Below are 20613 nucleotides of genomic sequence, written 5' to 3' on the forward strand. Positions count from 1 at the left end.
AATGTCTTTCAGGAAGCATAGGGTTGAAGGACCAGGCGGTTGGTGTCACACAGGGCGCGCAACACCACTGCCAGGTGGCTGCTGAGATGCAGGTCCAGGTTGGGGGCTTGCGAGGTGACCTGGAGCTGGCCGTCGACGGCCTCGTCCAAGGCCAGGTCCAGGCCGAGCAGCCACTCGAACTGCGGGCTCTTGTGCCCCAGTTCGGCGCCCTCGGTGGACCAGTAATAGACCAGCGTGTTACCGGCCCAGATGCCCACTTCGCGCACCCAGAAGGACTCGGGTCCGGCGAAGACGGCGTCGAGCCGGATCTGGCTGTCGTTGACGCGCTGGCCGTAGACGGCCACCCGCTCGCGCTCGTGGCGCAGGCTGGTGCGGCGGTCATCGATGGGACCGCCGCTGTCGCCGATGGAGATATGGGTGAGGGTGAGCGCCAGGCCGGTCTGGCTGGCGTTGAACGTCGCCTGGCGGCCGGCGACGGTCTTGGTGGGATGCAGGATCATGATGTGCTCCGGAGTGGTAGAAGGGTCAGCGCAAAGCGCTGTGCGGGGCGCAGCACGGCGGCGCTGCGCGGCTGTACCCGTGCCTGGTGACGACTGCGCACCCGCAGGTCCGCCCGCAACGTGGCCGCCGGCCGCAGCACCCCCGCCATGTGTTCATGCCGCGCCAGCTCCACCGCCACGCGCGCGCGGAAGCGGCTGCGCGCCGGCTTCCAGAAGTGGACCAGGCGCAGCAAGGCGTCGGCGCGCTCGGGGCTCAACGGGCCGCTATCGCTGGCGCTGAGCAGCAGATCGACCACGAAGGTATGCGGCTGCGCGGGCGGCTCGGTCTGCCACCATTCGGTCAGGCGGCTCTTGACGCCCATCAGGTCCAGGGCGCGTTGCAGGGCGTAGCGCGTGCCCTTGAGACGATGCAGGGCGACCGCTTCCTTGAGCAGCGCACGTTGCCTGGCTTCAGGGGCGGTGCAGAAACCGGCGAAGTCCCAGCCGGCGTCGCCCAGCAGATTCAATTGCTCGGCCAGCGTCCGCAAGGCTTGCGCGGGCACGTGCTGGTAGTCGTACAGCACCAGCACCGAGAGATCCAGCGCGGCGGTGCGCGCGCTCAGGGTTTCCAGGCTGCGCAGCGAGAGATCCTGGCGCAGCGGCGGCGGTAGCAGCGTGGGTGCATACGAGCTCGGCATGCCTCAACCCTCCGCGCTGCCGCTGTGGCGCAGGCTGACGCCGGTGCAGCGCGGCCATTGCGCTGGGCCCAGCACCAGGTCGGTGGTCGGGGCCAGCAGCTTGACGCTGTAGACGCCCGCCACATGCAGCGCCTGCACCAGCTGGCTGCACACCACATCGCTGCCCAGACGCGACTGCAGGCGGTCGCGCAGGGCCTCGGCGGCTTCCTGGGCGCGTTGCAGGGTGGCGGCAGCGTCGGCGCTGGTGTACAGGGTCAGCTCGGCGCGCAGGGCGAAGTCCACCGGCTGGGGATCGCGCACCTGCACATGGTCGGTCAGCGGCCGCACCTTGTCGGCGTTGCAGGCGGCCAGCACGGCGGCCTTGACCTGCTCGCCGGGCAAGCCCTGGCGCGTCAGCGGATGCAGCAGCACCACGCCGGGCGGGATGCCGTTGGTGGAGACCAACTGGCCGTTGCGCACTTCCATCTGCGCGCCCAGCACGGCCACGTCGATCACGTCGGGATGGCTGGACAGCACGTGGTAGCGATAGGCCCCCACGCTGGCGGCATTGCTGAACTGCTCGGGCGCCAGCACGATGCGCTGGCGCAGGTGTTCGTCGTCTTCTTCCTCGGCGCCGCCCTGGGTGGTGTCGAGATTGCTGACCTCGGCCACGGCCAGCGCGCCGGTGGGCGAGACCAGGGTGTTGATCTGCCCCGGCAGGAAGCCATTGCCCTGGCCCCCGGCTTCCAGGCACAGCGCCTGCACCTCGATGCTGCGGGCGCCGGCGGCCACGCGCTGTTCGGCGCAGGTGGCGAATTGCACCGCGCCGCCTTGCACCACCACGCCGGCTTCCAGGGTCTGGGCGGTGGCCGGCGGCGGGTCGAAGCGAAAGCGCAGGCGGCAGCCGGCGCGGGCCGCCGGCAGGCGGGTCACGCCGATGTTCTCGCCCAGGTAGTCCAGCACGGGCGCGCGGCTGTAGCGCACCAGGTTCAGCTTGGCAGCGTCCTGGATGGCTTCGCGCACCAGGCTTTCGCGGTAGGCGATGACGTTGACCAGCAGGCGTTCCACCTGGGCCGGATAGAGGGTCTTGCCGGTGAGGGCTTCGAACTGGCGCACCAGTTCGCGGGTGAGCCCTTCGGGGTCGCGCAGGATGAACTGCGGCTCGGGCAGGTCGCGCTCCAGCGGATTCATGCTGCGCCTCCCAGGGCCAGGTGGGTGAGCTGGCGCTCGCCGTCGAGGCTGCCGGCCAGTTGCCATTGCACGCTGCATTGCAGCTGCGCCAGCTCGATCAGGTCCACACTGACCTTGAGCACGGCGATGCGCGGCTCCCACTCGCGCAGGGCGTTGACGGCCTCGCGCACGATGTGCGGGCGCGCGCTGTTGACGGGATGGTCGAGATAGAGATGCAGCTCGCTGCCAAAGAGCGGCCGGTGCGGATCACTGCCACGCGGCGTGGAGAGGATGATGCGGATGCATTGCTCGATGTCGGCCGCATCCACCACCAGTTGACCGAGGCGGTCGTTGGCCAGTCCCTCGGGATGGCCGTCGGACCGGCCAGACAGCGCCGGCTGGAAGAAGCGGTTGGGCAGGTGGAGGATGTCGGTAGCAATCATGCAGCCATGATCGCTGTGCGCGCCGGTGGGGCCGATTAAACCCCTTTAGTTTTGCCTGGCGCGCGTGGTTAGTGCGAGTGATGGTTGGAATTGCCGCCCGCATCCATCACCGTGCCCGAGGCCTGCACATTGCCCTGCACGCTGACGTTGCCGCGGATGACCGCCGCACTGGCGCCGCCGCCCGAACCGGCCATGCCGCCCTGGTAGGTGAGCTGGCCCTGCACGGTAAGCGTGCCGGTGCAGGTGGCCTGCGGGGTGTCGAGCAGCACCGACGGGGCCTTCACCGTCACTGCCCCGGCTGCCTCGACGCTGACCGCGCCCTTGCACAGCACCTGCATGGCGCCGCTGCTGCGGTCGTACTCGAGGTGGCCGCCATCCTTGAATTGCAGGCGCAGCTTGTCCGGGCTGTCGCTGGGCGGCGGCGAGGCCGACGAATAGAGCGCGCCGAGGATGCAGCCATCTTCCATATGCCCATCCATCAGGCAGGCTACATGCTCGCCGACGTCCAGCGTCCATAGCACCTGGTCTTGCAGGGTCTTGGGATGCACCACCGGCAGCCAGGCGCTCTGCAGGCCCTCCATGTCGTCGAAGCGCACCCGCGCAAAGCCGGGTTTGCTGGCGCAGACCACGCCCTGCTTGTAGCTCACGCCCAGCGCCGTCATGAGCCCGCTCCCGCCGCATCGGCGCGCACGCGCTTGAGGTCGATCTGGCTGCTGTAGCCATCGCTGCGGGTGATGCGATGCAGGCTCTGGGCGATGCCGTACTTGCCGTCCATGCGGCCGAAGCCGCGCAGTTGCACGTTCACGCCCGCCATCAGGCGCACATTGCCAAAGAGCGTGAGGCTGGCGCTGGTCTGGTCGTCCTGGCTGTGGGCCAGCGCGGCGTCGGCCTTGAGCTTGGCCTGCTGGGCGTTCTCGGCGCGCAGGTTGAGCTTGAGTTCGTCGGCGCTCTGGCGCGCGCCGCTGTCGGCGCTGGCCTCCACGCGCTGGCGTCGCACCTGCTGCTGGCGGCCATCGTGATAGGAGACCGTGGCCGCCTTGACCACGCCCTGGATCTTGTCGCGGAAGCGGTAGCTGCTCACGTCGCCACGCTCGATGACCAGTTCTGGCTTGGACTGGCGCAGCTCGGCGCGGGCGAACAGGCAGATCTTGCCGTGCCGCACCGAGAAGCTGTAGCCGTATTCGGCGGCCACGCGCTTCAAGAAGGCCAGGTCGGTTTCATTGACCTGCGTGACGCGCTCCAGCCGCACCGGGGCGATCTGTCCGCTGACCTGCATGCCATTGCGGCGCGCCACCGTGTTGGCCAGCTCGGCCAGGGTGATGTTCTCGTAGGCGCGGTCGTTGCGGGTGCGCAGCGCCCGCGTCACTCCCGCCGCCAGGGCCTTGATGCGCACGACGTCGGGCGGCCCGTCCAGTTCCACTTCGTCGATCTCGAACTGGCCGCAGGGCAGCAGCGCGCCGGCTTCATAGCCCAGCTGCACCTCCAGCAGGTCGCCGTGCTGCGGGTACCAGGCCCGCTGCCAGCGCCGGTCGGCGTCTTCCAGCACCAGCTCGATGGTGTCGCTCTGGCCTTCCAGGAAATCGGTGTAGCTGATCTCCAGCAGCGAGGGCGAGATGTTGGCGCTGATGTCGCGCCGCTCGTAGCGCACCACCACCTTGGGGGCGGCCACCTGCATGGCCTGGGCCGGGCCTTGCACGGTGGGGGTGTCGCGCAGGGTCAGCGTTTCCATGGCGGCAGCTCCTCGGCGGCGAGTTGCTCGGCGGCGCGGGCCTCTTCCAGCGGCAGCACCGGGATCAGCACCACGCGGCCCGAGGGCAGGATGGGGGTGATGTCCAGGGCGGGGTTGGCCTGGATGATGCGGCCATAGCCGTAGGGGTCGCCGTAGTAGCGCCAGGCCAGGCTGTCCCAGCGCTCGCCGGCGCTGGTGATGTGTTCGATGCAGTCGATGGCGTTCATGGGGGGCAGCGGCAGATGGAGGCGTTCTTGGGCCGCGCCGGCGGGGTCTTGCGCACGGTGCGGGCGGGTTTCTTGCGGGTGCCATGGCTGGCGGGCTTCTCGGCGGCTTGCGCGGGCTGGCGGGCGCGCTGTTCGGCCAGCACGCGCGGGGCGACGTATTCGCGCAGGGCCAGCTTGACCTCGATCCAGAGGGCGGCGCCGTCGGCGGTGGTGCGGTGCAGGGTGAGATCGGCCTCGGTCGGCACGAACCAGCCCTTGTAGTCGCCGTTGGCGTAGACCAGTGGCAGGGCTTCATGGGCGGCGATGGCGGCGCGCAGCTTGTTGAGCTCGCGGGTCGGATCGCAGAAGTCGGCGTGGAAGACCAGCTTCCAGTTGACATCGTTGAGCTTGTCGCCGGTCCATTGCAGGCGCGGCTTGCCGTCGATGAGGGCGTGCTCGGCATAGTTGGCGGCGAACTTGCCCTGGACCTCGGCGCTATAGCTGATCAGCGCAAAGGAGATCTGGCCCAGCAGCGCATGCTGGTAGTGGGCGCCGGAGTGCCGCTGCAGGGCGGCCAGCGCCGCCGGTAGCGAGGAAAGTAGTGACATCAGAAGGCCCTTCGTTGTTGTTCGCCTTGCAGCCGCCGCAGCAGCTGTTCCAGTTCCTGCATGGACAGGCGCATGGCCTGCTCCACCGCGCCGCGCGCACCGGACGCGCCGGCCACGTGCACCGTCGGGGAGAAGTGCAGCACCATGCCCGCGCCCGCTGCGCTGGCGCGGTGGCCCGTGGGCGCAGGCGTACTCCCGGCCAGCACGGCGCTGGCCTTGGCCACGCCGGCCATCTGTCCGGAAGCCTGCCGGACGGCGCCCAGCTTGCTCTGTATGCCCTGTTGCGCACCCTCGCCGATGTTGGCGCCAAAACCCATGAAGACCCGGCTGGGCGAGGAAATGCCCAGCAGCGACTTGAACTTGTCGCGGATGGCGCTGCCCAGCTTGCTGATGGTCTCGACCACCTTGGTCCAGCCCTGGCGGATGCCTCCGACCAGGCCGTCAATGATCTGCCCGCCGATCTTGAGGAAAGGATCGAGGAAATTCTTGACCCGCCGGATGCCCGCCATGAGGCCATTGAAAAGCGTGCCGGCGAACCGGCTGATGGGCCGCCAGTTGCGCCAGATCACCTCGGCCAGCTTGAAGACCAGCCGGATCACCATCCCGATGGGATTGGCCGTGAGCGCCATCCCGAAGCCGCGCGCGCCCACGCTGAGCAGGCCGAAGGCCACCCGGCCCGCGCTGCCCAGCAGGCGCAGGCCGCGTGCAGCCACCCCGGCCAGCCGGCCCACGCCGGAGAGCATGCCGCGCAAGCCCTTGCCGATGATCCCGCCGGGCTTGACGGTGGGCGCGCCCAGCTTGGGCAGCGGACCGCCGAACTTGATGCGCCTGCCGCGCGCGGCGCGGCGGCCCATGCGCGAGGGGGGAGCTTCGTCGTCAGAGGCGCTCATGCGTCCGGCCAGCCCCAGGGCCGTGCCGCGCACGACCTTGATGGCGCCGCCCGCAAAGCTCAAGGCGGTCGCGCCGACCACCAGGGTGCCGATGGTGGCGGCCAGTTTGGGATGGGCGTCGATGAAGCCGGTCAGCCCCCGCACCAATTGCGTGACGATGGGCAGCAGGGCCTGCATGGCCGGGATGAGCGCATTGCCCAGGGCGATCTTGAGGTCATGGGTGGTCACCTTGAAGGCATTGAGCTGATCGGTCATGCCCTCGCCACGGCGTTGACCCATGGCGTCGATGACCAGGCGGCCATCGGCATCCTTGCCGCTGCTGATGTCATTGATCATGCCCGGCAGCTGGTTCTTGCTGCTCAGTTCAGCCAGCAGATAGCTCACCGCCTGCATGTCGCCGAACAAGTCCTTGAGCCCAGTCTCCTTGCCCAGTTGCGCGAACAGCGCCTGGTGCCGCTGCAAGAGCTGCTGGCGCTGCACGGGATCGGTGATCTGGCCCATCTCCAGGGCCAGTTTGTTCAGTTGGTCGCCGGCTTTGCTGGAATTGCGTTGCAGCTGGTTCATGAACAGATCGATGCCGGTCGCCACCGGGTCTTGGCCGGCCACCGAGGCGCCGCGCAGCTTGCCCAGCAGATCCACGCCCCGCTTGCTGAAGGCGCGCACGCTGTCGGCGCCGCTGAGCTTGCTGAGGAAGTGTTCCAGGTTGTCCGCCGCCTCCTTGCCATTGCCCGCCGTGCGCGCCGACACTTGCAGGCGCGCCCCCAGGTTGACCACGGCCTGCTCGCCCTTGACGCCCAGATCGCCCAGGTAGCCGCCCAGCTTGGGCAGGCTGGCGGCCATCTCGTCCATGGAGACGCCGCCGAGCTTGCTGGCCTTGGCGACCTGGTTGAAGGCCAGCTCCATCTTCTTCACGCCCAGGGTATCGAAGGTGGTGGCCAGGCCGCTGATGACGGTCGTGTCCCGGCGGGTGGCGTGGGCGGTCTTGGCCAGCACCGGCAGCAGGGTTTTGGCGCGGTCGGCACTCATGCCGCCGTCGACCAGGGATTGCATCATCCCGGCCACCTTCTGGTGATCGACATTCATGCTCACCGCCGCCTGGCGCACGGACTTGGCCAGGTCCACCTCTTTCTCCCGGGTCAGGTTGGCGCTGATGGCGATGTCTTTGATCAGGTCTTCATACGCGGCGGCGGCGTTCAACACGCCATGCAGCTGCTGGGCCGTGGCACGGGCTTGCTCCATCTGGTGCAGCCCTTGCTCGCTCAAGGCGGCCCCCTGGGCTTGCCAGCGTACGCTGCGCAGGGGCGCTGCGGCCTTGGGCAGGCCGGCTGTCATGCGGGACAGTTGCGCGCCGATCTGCTCCAGCGCTCGGGTGGACTTCTGGGCCTCGAAAACCAGGTCGGCCAGGGATAGACGCAGGCCGGCCAGGTCCAGGTCAGGTGCTTGTGTCATGGGCTCTCTACTCTTCTTTGCCGGGTGTCAGGACGCGAGGGGGGAGGGCAAGGAGGCAGGATTCAATCCTCCTCGCTGGCGCGCCGCTGGGCGGCGGCCTGCTCCTCGATCTGCTGGCAGGCCAGCTCGATCCAGCGCAGGAAATCATCGGCGTCGAGCGCCTCGATCTCCTGCGGGCCGAAGCGGAACCAGCGCGCCAGCAGGGCCGCGCCCTGCCAGTAGTCACTCTCCGAGACCCGCCACGCTGCGAAAGGCTTCCATCACCTGGCGCACATCGGCCAGGGTCAGGGCGTCGGTGTCCTCGATGGTCAGCTTTTCCTCGGACAGCGCGCAGACCATGTGCCAGACCTGCTCCTCTTCGTCCTGGGCCAGCCGCTGGGCCAGCTTCAGGTCGCGCCGGGTCGGCTGGCGGCTCAGGGTGATGCAGCGCACTTCGCCATTGGGGGTGGTGATGGGCGTCTTCAGTTCGATGCGCGTCATCGCTTAGCCTCCGATGTGCAGACGGTACTGGTCCAGCTTGTCCACGCCATTGACCTTGTAGATGTTGGCCATGGCGTCGACCTCCAGCACGTCGCGGCCGCCCACTTGCTGCTTGATGTAGGTCGCATAGAACTTGCTGGTGAACTCGGCCTTCTCGTTCTGCTTGAAGTCGCCCATGGGCACTTCATAGAAGGAGGCGGTCAGGTAGATCACGTAGGGCTTCTGGTCGATGCGGCCCTGGCTGGTGTGGGTCTCCAGGTTGCCGCGCGCCTGCAGCTGTACGGCGCTGAAGGGGTCCAGGAGCTTGCACCAGACTTCCGGGTAGAAGGAAGTCCACTTGATTTCCCCTTCCAGTGCCTCGATGCCGCTGGGCAGCTTGATGGTGCCGATCATGCCCACGGCCTTGTGATCGGCCATCTTGAACTTCACGGTGGGCAGCTTGAATTCATCGGCGCGGCCCAGGAGGCTGTTGCCGTTGATGTAGATGTTGGCGTTGGACAGGTTGTTGACCTGGATTTTTCCGCTCATGTCAGGCTCCTTTCATTGATGGGGAAGGCGCTCAGGCCTTCTTGCCCAACTGGTTGAGATAGTCGATGTTGATGCTGGCCCGGTAGGACACCCGCTCGGCCGGCGTAGGCGGCATGAAGTCGTAGGTGATGGTCAGGTGGCCGGCGGCCAGCTCGGTGGGGTCGTTCTGGGCCGGGTCGTACCAGGCGCGGCCATCGATGATGGCGCCGTCGGCCTTGAGCTTGCGCAGGAAGCGGTTGCCACTCTCGACCACATCGTCCACCAGGGCGTTGTCCAGCGGACGGTCGCTGTATTGCAGGGTGAAGTACTCCAGGCTCTCGGCGATGACGTCGGCCACGCGACGCACGCACAGGAAGTTCTTGGGATGCGTGCTGGCGGGGAAGGCCGCGCTGCGGTTGCCCCAGATGCGCAAGCCCGTGCCGAAGCTGTTGAAGACCGTGATCACGCCGGCGGCGTTGAGCAGGTTGGCTTCGCAGTTGGGGTCGTTGATCATGGCGTCGATGGGACGCTCCACGCCGGTGGCGCCCAGCAGTTCGGTATTGGACAGGCTCCACCAGTAGCCATTGTCCTGGTCCTTGCGGCTTTGCGCGCCGGCGGCAAAACTCGACAGCGGGCGCAGCCTGTCATAGCCGACGCTCGCATCGAACGCCTTCAGGTAGGGATAGCACAGGCCCACGCGGTCGCTGCTGGTGTTGAAGTTGATGCTGCCGGCTGGGCCGCGCCCGGTGATGGCCTGCTGGGGCGTCACGCCAATGGGCGCGTCGATGAAGCTGATGGCGCGCAAGGCCGTGGCCGTGGCGATCAGTTCGGCCGAGACGCTGGCCAGCGAGGCAAACACCGGCGCAATCAGGATCTTGGGATAGAAGCCGAACAGCGCATAGCTGTCGCGCAGGGCCTTCATGCCCAGACGCTGGCCGCTGGCGCCGACGCTGCCGATGACGTCGGCCGGCGTGACCTTGGTGGCGTCGGCGTAGCTGTAGCTGATCTTCAGTTGGGTTGGCGCCGCGACCGTGGAGGCGGCGATGGCGCCATTGCCGATGCGCTGGCCACGGCCGCTGCGCAGGTCGATCTGGTAGTCGGTGCCGGCGGTGTAGACGGTGGCGCCATTGGCGCTCTTGATGCTGACGGCGGCGATGGCCGGGCGGCTGGTGCGGAAGCTGCCGTCGGCGGCCACGTTGACCACTTCATCCACCACGCTGGTCTTGTGGATCGCCGGGTCCAGCACGTTGACCACGACGCAGACCGTGCCCTTTTGCTGGTAGATGTGCTGGAGCGCATCCAGGATGGTGCTGCCGGCGATGTCTTCGCCGAACTGCGCGAAGTCGCGCTCGTTGCTCACCAGGATGGGGGTGTTGACCGGACCGGCCGCAGCGGTGCCGACGATGCCGATGACGGCCGTCTTGACCAGCTGTACCGGGCGCGGTCCCTTGTCGATTTCAATGGTTTCTACGCCGTGCAGGTAGCTTGCGGGCATGGGGTTCTCCTTGGGCAAATCAGTGAAAGCACCGCTCAGGCCGAAGCCAGTGGGTGCAGCAGGCCCTGGTCGAGCAGGGTGCGGGTCAGTTCGTGGTCGGCCGGCAGGTCCACGGTCTGGTCGTGCCAGAGCATGAGCTCATGGTCGTGCAGCGCGCCGGCCGCATCCGGCAGGCGCAGCGTGACGGCCGAGTGCGGGCCGGTATAGCGGTAAGGGGTAGACATCTGGAACTCCTTGGATGGTCAACGGAAGGAAGTGGCGGGGCGCAAGGGCCCGGTTCACGTTGCTCATCCTGCCCGGCGCAGCAGGCCAGGCACAGTAAAGAGCTTGATTGCTTGAGCCGGTCGCAGGCGGGCTGCGAGCGGCTCAAGCAGGGTGGGAGGCGGGGGAAGGGGAAGGGACCGCGCAGGCAAGCCAGTCAGGCCGGTAGTGCTTGCGGACGTAAGGCTTGCGGCTTGCAGGCTTCAGAGCGGATGGCCGTGCCAGACCACGCGGCCGACGATGTCCAGGCGGGCCACTTGTTGCGCATCCAGTGTTTCGACGCCGTAGAAGGGATTGTCCGCGCCGATCTCGATCTGGCCGGACAGGCGCTGGCACAAGCGTCGCACCACCAGCATGCCATTGACCGCGATCGCATACAGCCCATCGCGCCAGGACTGGGCGCTGCGGGTATCGAGCAGCAGCAGGTCGCCCTGGGCCACGGTGGGGGCCATGGCGTCGCCGTTCATGTCGATGAGCGCCAGCTGCGAGGGGTCCAGCCCCATCACCCCGGTCAGCCAGTGGCGGCGGAAGGCCAGGTGATCGACGATGGTGTCGTCGCTCAGTTGCGCCTGGACGCCCGCAGCGGGCAGGGCGTGACGCGGCACCCGGATCATCTCCTGGTCAGCGCTGGCGCCCAGGGCGGCGCGCACCATCTCTGCATTGCGGCTCTTCAAGGCCAGGAACAACTGCTGGATCTGCTGCTGTTCCTGCGCCGTCAGCCCCGGCACGTCGCGGGTGATCTCCGTGCCGTCGCGGATCGATTTCAGGCGCAGCAGCTGCGCGTGCTGTTCCGGCTGCAAGAACATCTCCCCCTCATCGGCCAGCAGCCACTGCGGATTGACCCGCCAGTGCTCAGCGGCCAGCTCGGCCTCGCCGGGGCGGATCTTGCTCACCCGTCCGGAAAAAAGATCGTCGATGCGCTGACGGTTGCAGCCAAAGACCGCCGCCAGCTCGGCGCGGGTCTTGCCGGTGGCATTTAGAAGAATTTGTAATTTTTGCGGAAAAGCCATGGTATGAGAGTTGGCTGTAAAAAACAGTGTAAATTACATGGCGGAGTGCCGTACTCCAAAACCGCCAAGGAGTCTCTCGATGATAGAGCCGTACAAATTGAGCGCCGCCAAGCGGCGCATCCACGAGCAGGGCAAGACGATCGCGCAATGGGCCCAGGAACACAACTTTGAGCCGCGTCAGGTCTACCTCGTCATCAATGGCACCCTCAAGGGGCGCAATGGTCGCGCCCACGAGATTGCCGTTTCCCTCGGGCTTAAATCATCAGAATGATTTTCGCACAAGAAAATCCTTTTGCACAGAAATTACAGTTATGAATCAGAAACACTCGGTAAATTACCATTGCGAGAGCCAGCAGCGCATCCTCAAGGTCTTGCTCTGCCTATTTGGTCACGAGATCGACGGACTCACGCCAGGCCAGGTGGCCAAGCTGGCCGGCACCACCGCCCCCAACGCCACGCGCGACCTGTGGAACCTGGAAGCCGCCGGCCTGACCGAGCGCCTGCCGGGCGGCGAGCGGGTGCGCATCAGCCCGCAGATCGGCCGCCGCGCCCTGGCCACGCTGCAGACCTTCGACCGCGCCCAGCGCCACCTGGCCGAACTGAGCCAGCGTTACCTGCCCAACCATCACGCTTAAGGAGCGCCTTGCATGCCACGTCCCCCCCACCCCGAGGCCAGCCTGATCGATCCGGTCGATCCCGCCGCATTGGCCAGCCTGTCCGAGAGCGCCAACGCCATGGCGCTGATGAACCAGGAGCGCAACGCCGCCGCCCAGGCCATCGCCCTGCAACTGGGCTATGAAGGCAGCCTGGCCGTGGGCGCGCTGGAAGATGAGATCCGCTTCTACCAGCGCCGCACCGTCGAATCCCTGCTGGAGCTCGGCAAGCGCCTGCTGGTGCTCAAGGAGCTGACCCCGCATGGCCAGTTCGAGCAACGCGTGGAGATGCTGGGCTTCAGCTACCGCTCCGCCGCGCGCTTCATGCAGGCCGCCATCAAGACTTCCAAATCTGCCAATTTGGCATTGTTGAGTTCCCAGGTGAAGAGCGCCAGCGCCTTCCTCGAACTGGTGACCCACGACGACGACACCCTCGACGCCCTGGTGCAGATGGATGAGATCGACCGCATGAGCGCCACCCAGTTGCGCCAGACCCTGCGCGATCTGCACGGCGATCTCCAGGCCAAGGACAAGGTGCTCGACGACGCGCATAGAAAACTCACGGACCTGCAAGTCCAGATGAACAAGAAAGTTGTCGCTCAGACTGATTGGCCAGACGCCCTGTCGCCTTTGACAGATCAGATTGCCGCCGCCGGTCGCAAGCTGGCGCAAGCCGCCGGTGAGCTGGAAAACTGCCGCATCACGCTCTTTTCCGTCGCCGAGGGTTTGCCCGAGGCGCAGCGCAGCCAGTTCGAAACCGCGCTGGCGCATGTGGCCGAGGTCTACGAGCAGGCGCTGGCGCGCGGCGAGCGCGACCTGGTCCGCGAGCGCGCCACCTTCGAGAAGACGCTGGGCGCCTATGCGCCGCAACCCGGTTGAGGCAGGTGCGCCATGGCCGATCAACCTTCCGCCGAACTGCTGCAGGCGCTGCTGGCCCTGCGCGAGCGCATGGCCGCCACGCCCTATGGGAGCGGCACTGCGCTGGTCCATCGCTTTGCGCAGATGCTGGGCAAGAATCCCAACACCATCTACACCTGGCTGCGCACCTACGCCGGCTACCGCAGCGGCCGCAAGAAGCGCGCCGACGCCGGCACCACCGTCTTGCCCGAGGAGACCCTGCACTTCATCGCCGCCGCCAAGCGCGAAGGCGTGCGCGGCAATGGCAAGGCCACGCTGCCCACGGCGGTGGCCATGAACATCGCCCACGGCAATGGCATCGACGTCACGCTCTCCGAGAGCCGCATCAACGCCCTCATGCGCCAGCGCCGCCTGGATGCACGCGCCCAGCAACAGGCGCGCTCGCACCAGGTGCTGCGCAGCCTCTATCCCAACCACGTGCACCAGATCGATCCCTCGCTGTGCCTGATCTATTACACCCCGCGCGGCCAGGCCATCATGCGCGACGAAGAGTTCTACAAGAACAAGCCCGCCAGCCTGGACAAGGTGCGCCTGCAGGTGTGGCGCTATGTGCGCTATGACCATGCGTCCGGCGCCCTCGATGTGCGCTACTACGAAGCGCTGGGCGAGAACCAGCATTGCCTCTTCGAATTCCTGCTGCACACCTGGGGCCAGCAGCCGCACCGCCTCTCCCATGGCGTGCCGCGCCTGCTGCTGTGGGACAAGGGCAGCGCCAACACCAGCTTCGCCATCCGCCGCCTGCTCGACGCCCTCGGGGTCGAACACCGCACCCATGCGCCCGGCCACGCCTGGGCCAAGGGCGGCGTGGAGCAGGGCAACAACCTGGTGGAAACCCATTTCGAAAGCCGCCTGCGTTTCGAGCCCGTCGACACGGTGGCACAGCTCAACGCCGCTGCCGCCGCCTGGGTGCGCGACTTCAACGCCAACGCCATCACCCACGTCGATTGCCGCGTCGTGCGCCAGAGCGGCCAGCCCATGGTGCGCGACGCCCTGTGGCAAAGCATCCTGCGCCATCCCGGCGCGCTGCTGCAATTGCCCGAGCGCGCGGTCTGCCAGTGGTTCCTGGGCGGACGCGAACATACCCGGGTGGTGCGCGACCTGCAGATCAGCTTTGCCCATCCCGAGCTGGGCGCCACCGCCCACTACGACCTCTCGCCCTGGGCCGCCAGCCTGGGCAATGGCCAGAAGCTGCGCGTGACGCCGCTGCTGATGCAGCAGGGCGCGCTGCGCATAGAGATCGACCGGCCCGGCGCAGAGGCCTTGCTGGTGCAGGTCGCCCCGATGCGCGATTTCGACGATTATGGCCGTCCCGCGCACGCCCCCGTGCTGGGCCAGGACTATGCGCGCGCGCCCGTGAGCGCCAGCCAGCAAGCCGCCCACGCGCTGGCGCAAGCGGCCTGGGGAGACGGCGCCACGCCCGAGCACGCCGAACGCCAGCGCGCCCGCCAGGCCAAGCCCTTCGCCGAGCGCAACGGCGGCCGCGGCCTGGTGGCGCACAGCCACCTCGGCCAGGCCAGCCTGCCCACGCGCCTGCTGCCGACGGCCCAGCCCTTGCATACCCCCGCGCTGCAACAGCAGCAACGGGCCGGCCAGGCCAGCCAGGTGCTGAGCGTGCCGCAGGCCGTGCGCCGCCTGCGCCAAGCGCTGGGAGAGCACGCCCCGGCCGACCTGTACGGCCAGCTCAAGGCGCGCTTCCCCGCCGGCCATGTGCCGCTGCAGTGGGTGGAACAATCCATTGCCGCATCCAGCCTGGTGGCGCTGGATCAGCAGGCAGACTGGGCGGTGAAGTGACATGACCTTTCCCTCTCCCCCGCCTTCCAGGCTTCCCATGCTCCTGCCCAAGCACAGTCTCACCCCAGCGACTTGCCGCCATTTCGGCTTGCTGGTCGATCCCTTCAGCAACGAATTGCACAGCGCCCAGGACGTCTTCCTCAGCCCCGGCCTGCGCTATGTGCGCGAGAGCCTGTGGCAGCACGTCCGCCATGGCGGATTGCTGGCGTTAGTCGGTGAATCCGGCAGCGGCAAGAGCACCGCCCTGGGCGCCCTGCGCGAGCGGCTGCGGGAAGAAGAGCGCGACTGCGTGCTCATCGAACCCAGCGTGCTCTACATGGAAGAGAACGACCGCAAGGGCAAGACCCTCAAGAGCGCCGCCATCGTCCAGGCCATCCTCAGCACGCTCGCGCCCACGCTCACGGCCAGGCGCGACGCCGAAGCGCGCGCGCGGCAGATGCAGCAACTGCTGTGCAGCGGCCACCGCGCCGGACGTCGCCACCTGCTGGTCATCGAAGAAGCGCATTGCCTGCCCACGGCCACGCTCAAGCATCTGAAGCGCTTTGCCGAGTTGAAGGATGGGATGGCGCCCTTGTTGTCCATCCTGCTGGTCGGGCAAACCGAGCTGGCGCGTCGGCTGCGCTTGAACCCCGCCGAACTGCGCGAGCTGGCCCAGCGCATCGACGTGATCGAATTGCCGCCGCTGGGGCGGGAATGGGCCGATTACCTGGCCTTCAAGTTCAGCCGCGTGGGCCTGCCGGTGGAGCGCATCCTCACCGCCCAAGGCGCGCAGGCCCTGCGCGAGCGTCTTGCCCCCGCTGGCTCCGCCGCCGCCAGCCAGCTTTATCCCCTGGCGCTGGCCAATCTGTTGCGCGCGGCCATGAACCTGGCCGCCAGCCTGGGTGCGCCGCGCGTGGACGCCGATATTGTCAAGGATCTGTGAGGCGGCCTTTGGCCGCTGCACACACTGCATGGAGAGAGAGATGAAGGACGCGATGCAACTGGAGTTTCCGCCGGAGTATCCGGAACTGCTGGAACAGATGGGACAGATCATCGGGCGCAAGCTGGTCGAGCACGGCCTCGGGCGCGAACAGGCGCAGAGCGCCGCCTTCGAGATCGCCGAATCGATCCGCACCGAGATCGGCGGGGTGCAGCAATATATCCCGCGCGGCTTGCGTTTCCAGCTCTCGCGCCGGGATCAGGAGATCTTCGAGAAATTCAACGGCCAGAACTATCATCAGCTGGCCCATAGTTATCACCTCTCCGAAATGCAGGTCCGCAACATCGTCAAGCGCGGCCTGGCGCGAGAGCGCGCCGCGCGCCAGGCCAGCCTGCTCTGAAGCTGGCTTCTCGCGGGGCCCTGATGCAAGTGATAAAGGCCTTTAATGGCGTGGCGGGCAGCCGGGCTGCAAGATGCAGGCATGCAAAATTCACGCTCCCTCGACGACTTGTTGCCGGCCGTACGCCAACGCGCCCAGGCCTTTCTCGATGTCTGCCAACGGCAAGGCATCGAGCTGCTGGTCACCTCCACCTACCGCGACCTGGACAGCCAGGCCGCGCTCTATGCCCAGGGCCGCACCCTGCCAGGCCGGCGCGTCACCAACGCCAAGCCCGGCCAGAGCTATCACAACTGGCGCGTAGCGCTGGACGTGGTGCCGCTGCGCGCCGGCAAGCCCGTCTGGGGCGCCATCGGCGCTGACGGCGCCTTGTGGCAGCGGGTGGGCGTGCTGGGTGAATCGGTCGGTCTGGAATGGGCTGGCCGCTGGACGCGCTTTCCCGAGCTGGCCCATTTCCAGTACACCGGCGGCCTCACGCTGGCGCAGCTGGCGCAAGGCTGCCAGCCTGACGGAGCGACCCCATGAGCGCCCTGCTGGCCGCACCGCTGCTGGAACTTGGGCGCACCCTCATCGGCAAGCTCTGGCCCGATCCCCAGGCCCAGGCTGACGCGCAGTTCCGGCTCCTGCAACTGCAGCAGGCCGGAGAATTCAAGGAACTGGAACGGCAGTTGCAACTGATGCTGGCCCAGTCCGACGTCAACCGTGAAGACGCCCGCAGCGGCAGCAACTTCCGCGGCGGCTGGCGGCCCTTCATCGGCTGGGTGTGCGGCCTCGGGCTGGCCTATCAATTCCTGCTGCGCCCCCTGGCCAACGGCGTGCTGGCCGTGCGCGGCCACGGCATGCCCATGCCCGAGCTGGACACCAACACCCTCATGGCCCTGGTGACCGGCATGCTGGGTTTCGGCGGCTTGCGCACGTTCGAGAAGCAGCGAGGCCTGGGATGAGCGGATTCACCACACCGGCCGACCTGCGCATGCTGGACAATTATCAATGGCAATTGCTGCGCGCGTTCGACTATCACATCGGCGGCTATCCCAGCCAACGGATCGTACGCGTACCGGCCGGCACGATTACCGATCTGGCCAGCGTGCCGCGCTGCCTGTGGGCGGTCTTTCCCCCGCATGGCCGCTATGCCAAGGCCGCCATCGTCCACGACTACCTGTATGAAAGCGCCATCGGCAGCAAGCGCGAGGCCGACCGGATCTTCCTGGAAGCGATGGTCGTGCTGGGCGTGCCAGGGTGGCGGCGCTGGGTGATGTATCTGGCGGTGCGACTGTTTGGGCGCGGGCGGTATGGACGCGACCGACGAGAGGGGCCGGACGGACGTCGGTGCGGGAGGGAGCGAGATGGCGATCGAGGTTGATTTCTGGCATCTGGTCGGGTTGCTGCTGGGTTTCATAGGCAGCTTGTGCAGTTTTGCGATGGTGCTGGTCAGGCAGATCGACACGCGCATTGATCGCCAGAACGAGCGGATCAGCCGGATCGAAGGTTTATGGCAAGAGACGCAGGCGAGGTTGCCGGTGGAGTATCAGCGTCGCGAAGACGCGATCCGTTTCGAGACCGTCCTCAACGCCAAGCTCGACAGCATTGGCGCGCGCATTGAGCGACTGATGGAGAAGGCCTATTGAAACCGGCGCAGCGACTTGCCGGCCCTGCCGCGTTATCGCGCAGCGCCTGGGCGGGGGAGCGGCGTTGGGCGTCAGGAAGGTGGGGGAGTTGTATTTTCCAGCTGTGCAAAGGGGATATCGGGCAGGTAGCCGGAGACCGGCAGAGCTGGGGGTGCTGGGGGTTTATCGCTGTTGGGGCGGGGGGAATTTGGTGCTTGCCTACACGGTGGACCCCACTGCAAACATGCCGCCGAACGGATGCCTCATGTTATCTACCCATCCATGCGCCCAGATCATGGCAGCATGCACAGATATCATTTCCGCCGGCCTCCCGCTCACCCTATCATCGGCCGAACATCCAACGTCCAACATGAGGGGAGAGCATGCAGGCAAGTACATTACCAGCCGACGGGATTGTGTCGGTCAGCAACCAGCAGCGCCGACGGGCTATCGTCGCCACTGTCATCGGCAACGGTCTCGAATGGTTCGACTTCACCGTCTACAGTTTTTTCGCAGTGATCATCGCCAAGCTGTTCTTCCCGACCGGCAATGACCTGACTTCGCTGCTGCTGGCCGTGGCCACTTTCGGCGTCGGCTTCTTCATGCGCCCGGTGGGCGGTATCCTGCTGGGCATCTATGCCGACCGCGTGGGCCGCAAGGCCGCGCTGTCGGTCACCATCCTGCTCATGGCCGTGGGCACCACCATGATCGGCCTGGCCCCGACCTATGAAAGCATCGGCTTGTTCGCGCCGCTGATCATTGTCGTGGCGCGGCTGCTGCAAGGCTTCTCGGCCGGTGGCGAGATGGGGAGCGCCACCGCCTTCCTCACCGAATACGCTCCCGAGCGCGAGCGCGCCTATTACTCCAGCTGGATCCAGGCCAGCATCGGCGTGGCTGTGCTGCTGGGTGCGGCCGTCGGCACCTTCGTCACCGCCAGCCTGGACGCCGCAGCGCTGGCCAGCTGGGGCTGGCGTCTGCCCTTCCTGCTGGGCATCATCATTGGCCCGGTGGGTTACTACATCCGTCATCACCTCGAAGAAACCCCGACCTTCCTCGAAGAAAAGGACAAGACCGATTCACCCTTGAAGGAAGTGATCCGCAACTTCCCGCGCGAGACCTCGGCCAGCTTCTCCATGGTGATCCTGTGGACGGTCTGCACCTACGTGTTGCTGTTCTACATGCCGACCTATTCGGTCAAGGTCCTGAAGCTGCCGCAGACCACCGGCTTCATCGCGGGCATGGTAGGGGGTCTCTGCATCATGGTGCTGGCCCCCATCGTCGGCCGTCTCGCCGACCGCATCGGGCGCCGTCCGTTGCTCTCCGGCTCGGCGGCCTTGATCCTGATGCTGGCCTATCCCATGTTCGCCTACATCAACAGCGCTCCCAGCCTGTCGACGCTGCTGATCTTCCAGCTGGTCTTCGGCACCCTGATCGCGGCCTATACCGGCCCCATCCTGGCGGCGTTCTCCGAACTGTTCCCGGCCAAGGTGCTCTCCACCGGCCTGTCGGTGGCCTACAACCTGGCCGTGACCATCTTCGGCGGCTTTGCGTCCTTCTTCATCACCTGGCTCATCGCCGCCACCGGCAGCACTATGGCCCCCGCCTTCTACGTGATGATCGCCGCTGCCATCAGCTTCGTCGGCACCCGCTTCGTGCGTGAGCCGCAGTATCTGCAACCACATTGAGTTTTGCCATGACCAAGATTCTCCTGAAGGGCGGTAACGTCCTCGATCCCGCACTCGGCAGCCTGTTCCCGCGCCATGATGTCCTGATCGACAAAGACCGCATCGTCGATGTCTCCGCCACCCCGCTGGAGGTGAGTGGGGCGCGCGTGATCGACGTGGCCGGCAAGACCGTCATGCCGGGCCTGATCGATTGCCACGTCCACGTGCTGGCCTCGCTGGCCAACCTGGGGCTGAACGCGTTGCAACCCGGTTCGCTGACGTCGATCCGCGCCCTGCCCATCGTCGAAGCCATGTTGAACCGCGGCTTCACCAGCGTGCGCGACGCCGGCGGCGCCGACTGGGGCCTGGCGCAAGCCATTGCCATCGGCCTGGTGCCAGGGCCGCGTATCTTCCCCTCGGGCAAGGCGCTGTCGCAGACCGGCGGCCATGGTGACTTCCGCCCGCGCTCCGATGTGCTGGAGCCCTGTTCCTGCGCCTTCCGTGCCGGCGCCATTGCGCGCGTGGCCGATGGCGTGGATGCGGTGCGCCTGGCCGCTCGCGAAGAATTGCAGAAGGGCGCGACCCAGATCAAGATCATGGCCTCGGGCGGCGTCGCTTCGCCCACCGATCCCATCGGCAATACCCAATACAGCGAAGATGAAATCCGCGCCATCGTGGCCGAAGCCGAAGCCGCGCAGACCTATGTGATGGCGCATGCCTACACCGGCCGCGCGATTGCCCGCGCCGTGCGTTGCGGCGTGCGCACCATCGAGCACGGCAACCTGGTCGATGCCCAAGCCGCTCGCGTGATGCACGAACACGGCGCTTTCGTGGTGCCTACGCTGGTGACCTACGATTCGCTGGCCCGCGATGGCGCTCGCCTGGGGCTGCCGCCAGATTCGGTGGCCAAGATCGAATCGGTGCGCCAGGCTGGCCGCGACTCGCTGCGCATCTATGCCGAGCACGGCGTGCAGATGGGCTTCGGTTCCGACCTGCTGGGTGAGATGCATCAGGACCAGTCGCAGGAGTTCATCATCCGCGCCGAGATCCTGGGCAATCTGGAAACCATCCGCTCGGCGACTTCGATTGCCGCCGCCATCCTGCAGCGCGAAGGCGAGCTGGGCACCGTGCGCGCCGGCGCGCTGGCCGATCTGATCGTGGTCGACGGTAACCCGCTGCAGGACATCACGCTCCTCACCGGCCAGGGCGAGCACCTCTGTCTGGTCATGCAGGCAGGCCACATCCACCGCAGCCGCTGAC

Annotated in this window: 26 protein-coding genes; 12 read left to right on the top strand and 14 right to left on the bottom strand. The window is 66.9% G+C overall.

The window, feature by feature from the left end:
• Positions 1-8 precede the first annotated feature (8 nt).
• The 14 genes from ACP92_RS01030 to ACP92_RS24010 all read right to left on the bottom strand — a co-directional run bounded on the left by ACP92_RS01030 (position 9) and on the right by ACP92_RS24010 (position 11404).
• Complete coding sequence (locus ACP92_RS01030) at positions 9-500, bottom strand: phage tail protein (protein ID WP_013232257.1); 492 nt, start codon at positions 498-500, stop codon at positions 9-11.
• A complete protein-coding gene (locus ACP92_RS01035) occupies positions 497-1177 on the bottom strand; it encodes a phage tail protein I (protein ID WP_013232258.1) in 681 nt (226 codons plus the stop codon). Before ACP92_RS01035 ends, ACP92_RS01030 begins: the two co-directional genes overlap by 4 nt.
• Positions 1178-1180: 3 nt before the next feature.
• Complete coding sequence (locus tag ACP92_RS01040; protein ID WP_013232259.1) at positions 1181-2347, bottom strand: baseplate assembly protein; 1167 nt, start codon at positions 2345-2347, stop codon at positions 1181-1183.
• The gene (locus ACP92_RS01045) at positions 2344-2769 is read right to left on the bottom strand and encodes a GPW/gp25 family protein (RefSeq protein WP_013232260.1); all 426 of its coding nucleotides are present in this window, start codon (positions 2767-2769) and stop codon (positions 2344-2346) included. Before ACP92_RS01045 ends, ACP92_RS01040 begins: the two co-directional genes overlap by 4 nt.
• A gap of 68 nt (positions 2770-2837) precedes the next feature.
• On the bottom strand, positions 2838-3431 hold the full coding sequence (locus ACP92_RS01050) for a phage baseplate assembly protein V (RefSeq protein WP_013232261.1): 594 nt from the start codon (positions 3429-3431) through the stop codon (positions 2838-2840).
• Positions 3428-4498: a phage late control D family protein gene (locus ACP92_RS01055; RefSeq protein ID WP_013232262.1), complete on the bottom strand. Its 1071-nt coding sequence runs from the start codon at positions 4496-4498 to the stop codon at positions 3428-3430. Before ACP92_RS01055 ends, ACP92_RS01050 begins: the two co-directional genes overlap by 4 nt.
• Positions 4486-4725, bottom strand: coding sequence for a tail protein X (locus tag ACP92_RS01060; RefSeq protein ID WP_013232263.1), 240 nt, complete (start codon positions 4723-4725; stop codon positions 4486-4488). The genes ACP92_RS01055 and ACP92_RS01060 overlap by 13 nt, the downstream gene beginning before the upstream one ends.
• On the bottom strand, positions 4722-5312 hold the full coding sequence (locus ACP92_RS01065; protein WP_013232264.1) for a phage tail protein: 591 nt from the start codon (positions 5310-5312) through the stop codon (positions 4722-4724). Before ACP92_RS01065 ends, ACP92_RS01060 begins: the two co-directional genes overlap by 4 nt.
• Positions 5312-7651 (bottom strand): phage tail tape measure protein, encoded by a 2340-nt coding sequence (locus ACP92_RS01070; RefSeq protein WP_013232265.1) that lies wholly within the window; start codon positions 7649-7651, stop codon positions 5312-5314. Before ACP92_RS01070 ends, ACP92_RS01065 begins: the two co-directional genes overlap by 1 nt.
• A 222-nt stretch (positions 7652-7873) precedes the next feature.
• Positions 7874-8131: a phage tail assembly protein gene (locus ACP92_RS01075; RefSeq protein WP_041309974.1), complete on the bottom strand. Its 258-nt coding sequence runs from the start codon at positions 8129-8131 to the stop codon at positions 7874-7876.
• Between the two features lie 3 nt (positions 8132-8134).
• Positions 8135-8659: a phage major tail tube protein gene (locus ACP92_RS01080; RefSeq protein ID WP_013232267.1), complete on the bottom strand. Its 525-nt coding sequence runs from the start codon at positions 8657-8659 to the stop codon at positions 8135-8137.
• Between the two features lie 31 nt (positions 8660-8690).
• Positions 8691-10133 (bottom strand): phage tail sheath subtilisin-like domain-containing protein, encoded by a 1443-nt coding sequence (locus ACP92_RS01085; RefSeq protein ID WP_013232268.1) that lies wholly within the window; start codon positions 10131-10133, stop codon positions 8691-8693.
• 35 nt (positions 10134-10168) lie between these two features.
• A complete protein-coding gene (locus ACP92_RS01090) occupies positions 10169-10357 on the bottom strand; it encodes a hypothetical protein (protein ID WP_013232269.1) in 189 nt (62 codons plus the stop codon).
• 240 nt (positions 10358-10597) lie between these two features.
• Positions 10598-11404: a S24 family peptidase gene (locus tag ACP92_RS24010; RefSeq protein ID WP_013232270.1), complete on the bottom strand. Its 807-nt coding sequence runs from the start codon at positions 11402-11404 to the stop codon at positions 10598-10600.
• A 79-nt stretch (positions 11405-11483) separates the two neighbouring features.
• Between ACP92_RS24010 and ACP92_RS01100 the strand changes: the two genes are divergently transcribed.
• From ACP92_RS01100 to ACP92_RS01155, 12 genes are all read left to right on the top strand, one after another.
• Entirely contained in the window at positions 11484-11675 is a 192-nt protein-coding gene (locus ACP92_RS01100) for a DNA-binding protein (RefSeq protein ID WP_013232271.1), read from the top strand.
• A 40-nt stretch (positions 11676-11715) separates the two neighbouring features.
• A complete protein-coding gene (locus ACP92_RS01105; RefSeq protein WP_013232272.1) occupies positions 11716-12039 on the top strand; it encodes a helix-turn-helix domain-containing protein in 324 nt (107 codons plus the stop codon).
• Positions 12040-12051: 12 nt separating this feature from the next.
• A complete protein-coding gene (locus tag ACP92_RS24015; protein ID WP_013232273.1) occupies positions 12052-12936 on the top strand; it encodes a hypothetical protein in 885 nt (294 codons plus the stop codon).
• A 12-nt stretch (positions 12937-12948) separates the two neighbouring features.
• The gene (locus tag ACP92_RS01115) at positions 12949-14766 is read left to right on the top strand and encodes a DDE-type integrase/transposase/recombinase (protein WP_013232274.1); all 1818 of its coding nucleotides are present in this window, start codon (positions 12949-12951) and stop codon (positions 14764-14766) included.
• A gap of 37 nt (positions 14767-14803) precedes the next feature.
• Positions 14804-15688 (top strand): ExeA family protein, encoded by an 885-nt coding sequence (locus ACP92_RS01120; RefSeq protein ID WP_041309977.1) that lies wholly within the window; start codon positions 14804-14806, stop codon positions 15686-15688.
• A gap of 40 nt (positions 15689-15728) precedes the next feature.
• Positions 15729-16085, top strand: coding sequence for a Mor transcription activator family protein (locus ACP92_RS01125; protein ID WP_156181669.1), 357 nt, complete (start codon positions 15729-15731; stop codon positions 16083-16085).
• 81 nt (positions 16086-16166) lie between these two features.
• Complete coding sequence (locus ACP92_RS01130; protein ID WP_013232277.1) at positions 16167-16607, top strand: M15 family metallopeptidase; 441 nt, start codon at positions 16167-16169, stop codon at positions 16605-16607.
• Complete coding sequence (locus ACP92_RS01135; protein WP_013232278.1) at positions 16604-17026, top strand: holin family protein; 423 nt, start codon at positions 16604-16606, stop codon at positions 17024-17026. Before ACP92_RS01130 ends, ACP92_RS01135 begins: the two co-directional genes overlap by 4 nt.
• Positions 17023-17445: a DUF1353 domain-containing protein gene (locus ACP92_RS01140; protein WP_013232279.1), complete on the top strand. Its 423-nt coding sequence runs from the start codon at positions 17023-17025 to the stop codon at positions 17443-17445. The genes ACP92_RS01135 and ACP92_RS01140 overlap by 4 nt, the downstream gene beginning before the upstream one ends.
• Positions 17429-17710, top strand: coding sequence for a hypothetical protein (locus ACP92_RS01145; RefSeq protein WP_013232280.1), 282 nt, complete (start codon positions 17429-17431; stop codon positions 17708-17710). The genes ACP92_RS01140 and ACP92_RS01145 overlap by 17 nt, the downstream gene beginning before the upstream one ends.
• 362 nt (positions 17711-18072) lie before the next feature.
• Complete coding sequence (locus ACP92_RS01150; RefSeq protein ID WP_013232281.1) at positions 18073-19374, top strand: MFS transporter; 1302 nt, start codon at positions 18073-18075, stop codon at positions 19372-19374.
• A gap of 8 nt (positions 19375-19382) precedes the next feature.
• Entirely contained in the window at positions 19383-20612 is a 1230-nt protein-coding gene (locus ACP92_RS01155; protein ID WP_013232282.1) for a metal-dependent hydrolase family protein, read from the top strand.
• The last annotated feature ends 1 nt before the right edge of the window (position 20613 follow it).

The organism is Herbaspirillum seropedicae, assembly GCF_001040945.1.
In the GTDB taxonomy this organism is placed as follows: domain Bacteria; phylum Pseudomonadota; class Gammaproteobacteria; order Burkholderiales; family Burkholderiaceae_D; genus Herbaspirillum; species Herbaspirillum seropedicae.